The organism is Psychrobacter sp. GW64-MNA-CIBAN-0177 (assembly GCF_040309585.1).
GTDB classification, from domain to species: Bacteria; Pseudomonadota; Gammaproteobacteria; order Pseudomonadales; family Moraxellaceae; genus Psychrobacter; species Psychrobacter okhotskensis.
Genome location: NZ_JBEOOY010000440.1, coordinates 1 through 252, shown reverse-complemented (window position 1 = coordinate 252; position 252 = coordinate 1). Strand labels below are relative to the sequence as shown.

1 pseudogene is annotated in these 252 nt (G+C 45.6%); it reads left to right on the top strand.

Going from position 1 to position 252, the window contains the following annotated elements:
- Positions 1-252, top strand: a pseudogene (locus AAEY79_RS15770) (tRNA dimethylallyltransferase); the annotation flags it as partial.

Here is a 252-nt window from a genome sequence, read left to right as displayed (position 1 = left end):
GGATGAGGGTATTAGCGCGCTATATGAGTATTTGGGTAAGGTTGATCCGATAAGTCACCAGCGTCTTAATGCCACTGATACTCAGCGTATTACTCGCGCTATTGAGGTATATCTACAAACGGATATTTCTATAAGTGAGTGGCAACGCAAACCCAAACAAGCATTAGCAAATAACCCCAATCAAAATTGGCACGTATTGGCAGTGATGCCTGATCGTCCGTGGTTGCATGAGCGTATCGCCCAGCGTCTAGA